This window comes from Caballeronia arationis (assembly GCF_001544975.2).
In the GTDB taxonomy this organism is placed as follows: Bacteria; Pseudomonadota; Gammaproteobacteria; order Burkholderiales; family Burkholderiaceae; genus Caballeronia; species Caballeronia arationis.
Genome location: NZ_FCOG02000215.1, coordinates 1 through 6,789, shown reverse-complemented (window position 1 = coordinate 6,789; position 6,789 = coordinate 1). Strand labels below are relative to the sequence as shown.

General features: G+C 64.6%; 5 protein-coding genes and 1 pseudogene. 3 read left to right on the top strand and 3 right to left on the bottom strand.

Going from position 1 to position 6,789, the window contains the following annotated elements; all coding sequences use genetic code 11:
• Together AWB81_RS46130 and AWB81_RS39265 are read left to right on the top strand one after the other, a co-directional pair.
• Nucleotides 1-339: pseudogene (locus AWB81_RS46130) on the top strand (IS4-like element ISCku4 family transposase); the annotation flags it as partial.
• A gap of 427 nt (nt 340-766) precedes the next feature.
• Nucleotides 767-1,588 carry an alpha/beta fold hydrolase gene (locus AWB81_RS39265; RefSeq protein ID WP_062643634.1) on the top strand — a complete coding sequence of 274 codons (822 nt, stop codon included), beginning with the start codon at nt 767-769 and terminating at the stop codon, nt 1,586-1,588.
• Between the two features lie 187 nt (nt 1,589-1,775).
• Here the strand turns inward: AWB81_RS39265 and AWB81_RS39260 are convergent, their stop codons facing one another.
• The 3 genes from AWB81_RS39260 to AWB81_RS39250 form a co-directional block, all read right to left on the bottom strand.
• Nucleotides 1,776-2,831: an aldo/keto reductase gene (locus AWB81_RS39260; protein WP_062643632.1), complete on the bottom strand. Its 1,056-nt coding sequence runs from the start codon at nt 2,829-2,831 to the stop codon at nt 1,776-1,778.
• Nucleotides 2,832-3,006: 175 nt separating this feature from the next.
• Nucleotides 3,007-4,002, bottom strand: coding sequence for an aromatic ring-hydroxylating dioxygenase subunit alpha (locus AWB81_RS39255; RefSeq protein ID WP_062643630.1), 996 nt, complete (start codon nt 4,000-4,002; stop codon nt 3,007-3,009).
• Nucleotides 4,003-4,128: 126 nt separating this feature from the next.
• On the bottom strand, nt 4,129-4,884 hold the full coding sequence (locus tag AWB81_RS39250) for a hypothetical protein (protein ID WP_143753546.1): 756 nt from the start codon (nt 4,882-4,884) through the stop codon (nt 4,129-4,131).
• 271 nt (nt 4,885-5,155) lie between these two features.
• Here AWB81_RS39250 and AWB81_RS39245 point away from each other — a divergent pair, with 271 nt between their 5' ends.
• Nucleotides 5,156-6,730: a methyl-accepting chemotaxis protein gene (locus AWB81_RS39245; RefSeq protein ID WP_062643626.1), complete on the top strand. Its 1,575-nt coding sequence runs from the start codon at nt 5,156-5,158 to the stop codon at nt 6,728-6,730.
• Nucleotides 6,731-6,789: the final 59 nt, after the last annotated feature.

Sequence of the window (6,789 nt, the reverse complement as noted above, 5' to 3'; positions counted from 1 at the left end):
AACGGCGATCAATACCTTCATCGCGAGTCGCCCGAGTACCGCGACGCCGTCAAGCGCAAGACCCACGCCTATCACGTCTTCATTCAGGCTGGCATCGTCTGCCAGGGACTGCTTCAGTACCTGGCAGCGGTATTCCCTTCACTCGTCTGGAGTTCCTTTGGATCCTGGCTGCGCACCATCCGTCCCGGCATCCCTCCATCGGAGTTGGTTGTCGCCAGTGCACTACGACAATGCCTGCCCGAATTTCTCGTGAATAGCGCCAAAACCAATTTCTTCGCGAAATTCATCGCCGAAAGGCAGGACCCTGACACCTTCGAGATGTTCCGACTGGCCACATAACCCCAAGACTGTGCCGAACTCGGCACTCTTGAGATCGAAGGACTTGCCATGAAAGATCCACTTCAAGCAGCGGAACATCGGGCGGCGCCGTTCGAATCGGGACGTCATGCGTAAGAGCGTCGTCTACAAACGCCTGGCCGACGCGCATTAAGAAGTTTTAATCATTCTGAAGTTCAGCATCTGCGCCCAGGTCCTAGCATTGAAGCCTGCGATGTCGGACAAGCATCGTCAAGACCCTTCATCCATCAACGTCATGAGACTGGAGCACAACTTGGCAACTCAACCTGAACTTCCATCGGCGAACCGGCGGCAACTGCTCGTCGCTGGCGCGGGAGCGGCGGTCGCCGCCATGGCCGCGCCGGCCGTCGCGATGGCAGCCTCCGCTGCCGGCAAACCGGCTCACACACACTCTGGAGAACATCACACCATGAACACAGTCACCACCAAGGACGGCACGCGCATCTTCTACAAGGACTGGGGCAGCGGCAAGCCGGTCGTGTTCTCGCACGGCTGGCCGCTCGACGCCGACGCCTGGGACGCGCAGATGCTGTTCCTCGTCGACAAGGGCTATCGCGTGATCGCTCACGACCGGCGCGGCCATGGCCGCTCGGACCAGCCGTCGCAGGGCAACGACATGGACACCTACGCCGACGACCTGGCCGCCGTCATCGAGGCGCTCGACCTCAAGGGCGCGACGCTCGTCGGACATTCGACGGGCGGCGGCGAAGTGGCGCGCTACATCGGCCGCCACGGCACGTCGCGGGTCTCGAAGGCAGTGCTGATCGGCGCCGTGCCGCCGATCATGGTCAAAACGGCCAGCAATCCGCAAGGCCTGCCGCTGTCGGTATTCGACGGCATCCGCGCGGGCGTTGCCGCCAATCGGTCGCAGTTCTACAAGGATCTCGCGATGCCCTTTTACGGCTTCAACCGGCCCAACGCGAAGGTCTCGCAAGGCACGATCGACGAGTTCTGGCGCGAAGGCATGCTCGGCTCGATCAAGGCGCACTACGAGTGCATCAAGCAGTTTTCCGAAGTCGACTACACCGCCGACCTGAAGAAGATCGATGTGCCGACGCTGATCCTTCACGGCGACGCCGACCAGATCGTGCCGATCGACGACGCGGCGCGCAAGACCGTGGAGATCGTGAAGCACGCCACGCTCAAGGTGTATCCGGGAGCGCCTCATGGCATGTGCGCGACCGAAGCCGACAAGGTGAACGCAGACCTGCTCGCGTTCCTTCAGAGTTGAAAGAGCGCGGCATCGGCGAACCGGCGGACCGGTCCGATGCCCGCGCCGCGTTCGACCGCGCCTGTTCCGCCAGTCCCGACCCGCTGCCGGGCATCGAACTGGCATTCAATTTCGCGGCGCTGCTCGCCCCGATGGCGGCGCCGCGAAAGCAACCGGACCGCTGCACACGCTTTAGGCGACGTGCCGGCTACTTTGTCAAATGCGGCCGCAGCAGCGACAGATCGGCGGCACTGAGCCGGTCGCTCGCCGTCTGCGCCTGATGCCAGTACGGATAAAGCAGCGGCGGCGCGCTCACCTTGTCGAGCCGCTCGCGCTGTTCGGCACTCAGCGTCAGATCGGCCGCGCCAAGGTTGTCGCGCAACTGCGCCTCGCTGCGCCCGCCGATCACGACCGACGCAACCGCCGGACGACCGAGCGTCCATGCGAGTGCGACCTGAGCCGCCGATACGTTCAGTTCGCCCGCGACCTCCACGAGCACGTCGACGATCGACCACAAACGATCCTCATCGCGGATCGGCGGCTCGGTCCAGCCCGCGAGCTGCCGCGTGCCTTCCGGCGTCTTGTCGCGCCGGTGCTTGCCGGACAGCAATCCGCCCGCGAGCGGGCTCCAGACCAGAATGCTCAGGCCCTGATCGAGCGCGATCGGGACGAGTTCGTATTCGGCCTCGCGCGCTTCGAGCGTGTAGTGGATCTGCTGGCTCACGAAGCGCGGCAGGCGGTCGCGCTCGCTCACATGGAGCGCCTTCATCAGATGCCAGCCCGCGTAATTCGAGCAGCCGACATAGCGGATCTTGCCCTGCCGCACGAGCAGGTCGAGCGCTTCGAGCGTCTCTTCGAGCGGCGTCAGGCCGTCCCATTCGTGCACTTGATAGAGATCGATCACATCGGTCTTCAGGCGCCGCAGGCTCGCCTCGCAGGCCTGGATCAGATGATGACGCGACAATCCGCGATCGTTCGGGCCATCGCCCATCGGAAAGCGCGCCTTGCTCGCGATCAGTACGCCGCCCTTCCGCTTGCCGCCGAGCGCCTCGCCGACGATCTCCTCCGACGCGCCGCCCGAATAGACGTCCGCGGTATCGATCAGGTTGACGCCCGCGTCGATGCACATGTCGATCTGGCGACGCGCATCGTCGAGGCCGACGTCACCGACGCTGGCAAACTTGCCCTTGCCGCCCATCGTCATCGTACCCAGCGTGATGGTCGACACCTTGAGGCCCGAGCGGCCCAGTTGACGATATTCCATTGCGAAAGCGCCCCGTAAGAGTGAGTGAAAACCGAAGACCGCGTGGCTGTCCCCGCCATGCATGCAGCCGACAGATTACGCTCATGTGCCGATCGCAGCACACGTCGCCCCGGCCCTGATCCACTGATCCTGCTCTACGATCCACGCGCAGGCAATGAACTGCGCCCCGCTGCAGTCACGCGCCCTGCGCGCCCAGCGACGTGCCATAGCCGAACGTCTGCGCCGACAGCCATCGGCGATACGCCACCGACATCCGGTCGCAACGCTGATGCAGTTCCGCCGCCATGTCGAGCGGCAGGTACTTCGGATATTGCGACTCGACGATCGGCGTGTCCTGCACGAGGATCTCCATGTTGAAATCGTAGAGCTGCTGGTCCGTGTGGACCGCGTCGTCTTCATGCGCGGAGACGAGCCAAGCGCGGCTTTCCGTAGCAGACACCGGCGACACCGCGATCATGATGTGCAGCGCGCCCTGCCCGCTGCCCGCCTTCTTGCTGAGGCTCGCGACGAGTGGACGCTTCACGCGATACACGTATTCGATTTCGGCGCCCGGCTGCCCCGGCAGTCCCGCCGGTTGCCAGAAAAAACACTGCGTGGCTTCGAGGCCGCCATCGGCTTCGGCGACATCGTAGTCCCGTACCTCGGTGTGTGCAGGGTCGCCGAGTATCCCCGTGTGGACGAACGGGAAGTGCGCCATGTCGAGAAAGTTCTCGACCACGCGCGGGCCCGACGACCGCACCGTCTGCGGCGCGAGATTGATGCATCGCGCGCCGGGCAGGTCGTATTCGGGAAAGAAGTCGAGCGGGCGAGCCGGTTCGCCGAGGCATATCCAGATCACGCCGTACTTTTCAGCGGCGTGAAAGCTGCGGGCGCATGCGCGTTTGGGAGGAACAAGCGAAGGGTTCGACGGAATGTGCACGCATTGTCCGCTCGTGTCGTAGCGCCATCCGTGATACGGGCAGACGAGTTCGCCTGCCCGCACGGAGCCGAGCGACAATTGCGCGCCGCGATGCGGACAGTAGTCGCGCCAGACCTGCACGCGCCCGGACTCGTCGCGCCACACGACGATCCGCTCGTCTGCAACGACGAATGCCGATGCGGATGCAGGTCCGACTTCGGAACCATTGCAGACGGGCAGCCATTCGGCGAGAAGCGAGGGATCGGGGAGCATGGTCGGCGCAGGGAGTTCGTGAAGGAAGATACCGAACGTTAAGGCGCTTTTCCGCAGGGCACAACGCCCGGCGCCGGACGACGCATCGCACGCCACGCCGGACTCGCGGGAGTCCGGCCTGTCAGGTCACTGAACTTGTTTCGTTCCGACGAACAGCACGCCCGCCTTCGAAGGCGTCTGGACGAACGCATGAATCACGTTGCCGTTCATGACGCCGAGGCCGGTCGCGGACGAGCTGGGGTACGCGCAGCCGCTGCCCGAACCGAACGTCAGGCCGACGTCGTACAGGTTGCCCTTCGCGTGCGGCCGGATAGTCCCCGTGAACGCGCAGTTGGTGCCGTTGCCAGTGATGTTGCCGGCTGCGTCGGCGGTGAGCGTGACGCTGTCGAGAGCGACGTTCGAGCCGATATTGGTGGCGCTCGTGCCTTTGAACGTGCCCGACACGGCAGCTTGCGAAGGCGCCGCGTCGTAGCTCGTGTCGTAACTTCCGCTGAACGCCGACTTGACGCCGCCGGAGTAGGCGATCGTCGCCTTGATCGACTGCTTCGCCGAGTACGAGCCGCTGAGCGAGACCGAATTTGTGCCCTGGCCTTCGTAGTTGTAGTCGGTCCCGGTGCCGCTCGGCAGGCTTCCGCTGACCGACACGACCGTACCCGTCACGACGCCGGCAATCAGGCTCGTTCCCGCAACCGCGTACTCGCTGTAGAACCGTCCGTCGTCCGTGACCAGCACCGTCGCCTGCCGGTCGTTGACGGTGCCGTTGTATAGCCCCTCCGCCGACGGACCGAGCGTGGGTCCCGAACTGCCGCTGTCTCCGCCACCGCCGCCGCATGCCGCCAAAACCAGGCTCGTCCCCGCTGCTGCTAAAAACCCCGTTCTCATCGCTTCGCCGTTGTCGAACCTAAACCATTCGGGCACGGAGTGTAAGTTTTTGTAACACCATTGCAAATGGCGAATTTACAACAGACCGCCTCCGCCATGGCCGCTGGAACCGGCCGTCGCCGTCCCGAACGGTCTGCCCTCGCGCCTTGCGAAGAATATTTCGACGTAAAACGTTTGCGCGTCCCAGTCGATCTTTCGTTCACCTCAAGTCGGGGCGCCGTGCGGCCGTAAAGCCGTCGTAAGCTTCCACAACCGTCACGAATAAAGAAAAATGCACACGCAGCGTATGACTGTCAGGACGAAACTTTCCATCGGCTTCGGATTGCTCACGGGCGCCGTCCTGCTCGTGTCCGGCTTGTCCATCGAGGCGCTCAGCGCCTCGAACGAGCGTTTTTCGAGCTACGTCGACGGAATCAACGCCCGCGCGAACGTGGCCGAAGACGTGCGGACCGCCGTCGACCGGCGCGCGATCGCCGCGCGCAATCTGGTGCTCGTCACGGAGCCCGCGGATCTCGACATCGAAAAGGCCGCGGTCACGCAGGCCCACGAGGACGTACAGAACAACCTGCGCAAACTCAACGACATGATCGCCCGCTCGACCGACGCCAGCGCCGACACACGCGCACGCATCGCGGAGATCGATCGCATCGAGTCGCTCTACGGTCCGGTCGCGCTCGCAATCGTCGATCTCGCGCTCAAGGGCAAGCACGCGGAAGCCATCGCGAAGATGAACGGCGAGTGCCGTCCGCTCCTCGCGTCGCTCGTCAAGGCGACTCAGGGCTATTCGGACGCAACAAACATCCGCGAAGCGCAACTCGTGAAGGAGTCGGCGGAGCACTACGCGAATCAACGGATGCTGGTGATCGGGGTGTGCCTGGGATCGGTTCTGGCAGCGTTGCTCGCAGGCGTGTTCATCACGCGCGGCATCCTGCGCGCGCTCGGCGCCGAACCCGATCAACTCGGCGAAGTGGCGCGGCGCGTGGCGAGTGGCGATCTCGGTCCGGTCGCCGACGCGGATCGCGCCCATCCGGACAGCGTGCTCGCGTCGATGAGCGCGATGCAGAAGAGCCTCGTCGGGCTGATCGGCGACGTTCGCGCGTCGGCCGACAGCATCGCGACCGGATCGAGCCAGATCGCGACGGGCAACATCGACCTGTCGACGCGCACCGAGCAGCAGGCCGCGTCGCTCGAAGAGACCGCGTCGAGCATGGAACAGCTCACCGCGACGGTCCGGCAGAACGCGGAGAACGCGCAGCAGGCGAGCACGCTGTCCGCCACTGCGTCGGCGGTCGCGCAACAGGGCAATGCGGTCGTGGGACGCGTCGTCGACACGATGTCGTCGATCAGCAGCAGTTCGTCGAAGATCGCGGACATCACCGGGATCATCGAAGGCATCGCGTTTCAGACCAACATCCTCGCGCTGAACGCCGCGGTCGAAGCCGCGCGCGCCGGTGAAGAAGGACGTGGATTCGCGGTGGTGGCGTCGGAAGTGCGCAGTCTCGCGCAGCGTTCGTCGACCGCAGCGAAGGAGATCAAGGAACTGATCAACGTCTCGGTCGAAACGATCGCGGACGGCTCCGCGCTCGCCAGCACGGCCGGGTCGACGATGGCCGACGTCCTGCAGGCGGTCGCGCGCGTGAGCGACATCATGGGCGAAATCGCCGCAGCGTCGGGCGAGCAGAGCCGCGGCATCGAGCAGGTGAATGTGGCGATCGCCCAGATGGATCAGGTGACGCAGCAGAATGCGGCGCTCGTCGAGGAAGCGGCGGCGGCCTCACAATCGCTCGACGAACAGGGACGGCGGCTGACGCAGGCAGTGGCGTTTTTCAAGCTGACGACGGCGTAACCTTGCGTTTGCGGCGGTGCGCGCCGACTTGCGTTGCGCGTCGCCGCTTCACCCCCACC

Bases quoted from the DNA above. Each gene is read 5' to 3' on its own strand.
- AWB81_RS39265 (WP_062643634.1), top strand. From the start codon at position 767: ATGAACACAGTCACCACCAAGGACGGCACGCGCATCTTCTACAAGGAC.
- AWB81_RS39255 (WP_062643630.1), bottom strand. From the start codon at position 4,002: ATGCTCCCCGATCCCTCGCTTCTCGCCGAATGGCTGCCCGTCTGCAAT.
- AWB81_RS39245 (WP_062643626.1), top strand. From the start codon at position 5,156: ATGCACACGCAGCGTATGACTGTCAGGACGAAACTTTCCATCGGCTTC.
- AWB81_RS39260 (WP_062643632.1), bottom strand. From the start codon at position 2,831: ATGGAATATCGTCAACTGGGCCGCTCGGGCCTCAAGGTGTCGACCATC.
- AWB81_RS39250 (WP_143753546.1), bottom strand. From the start codon at position 4,884: ATGAGAACGGGGTTTTTAGCAGCAGCGGGGACGAGCCTGGTTTTGGCG.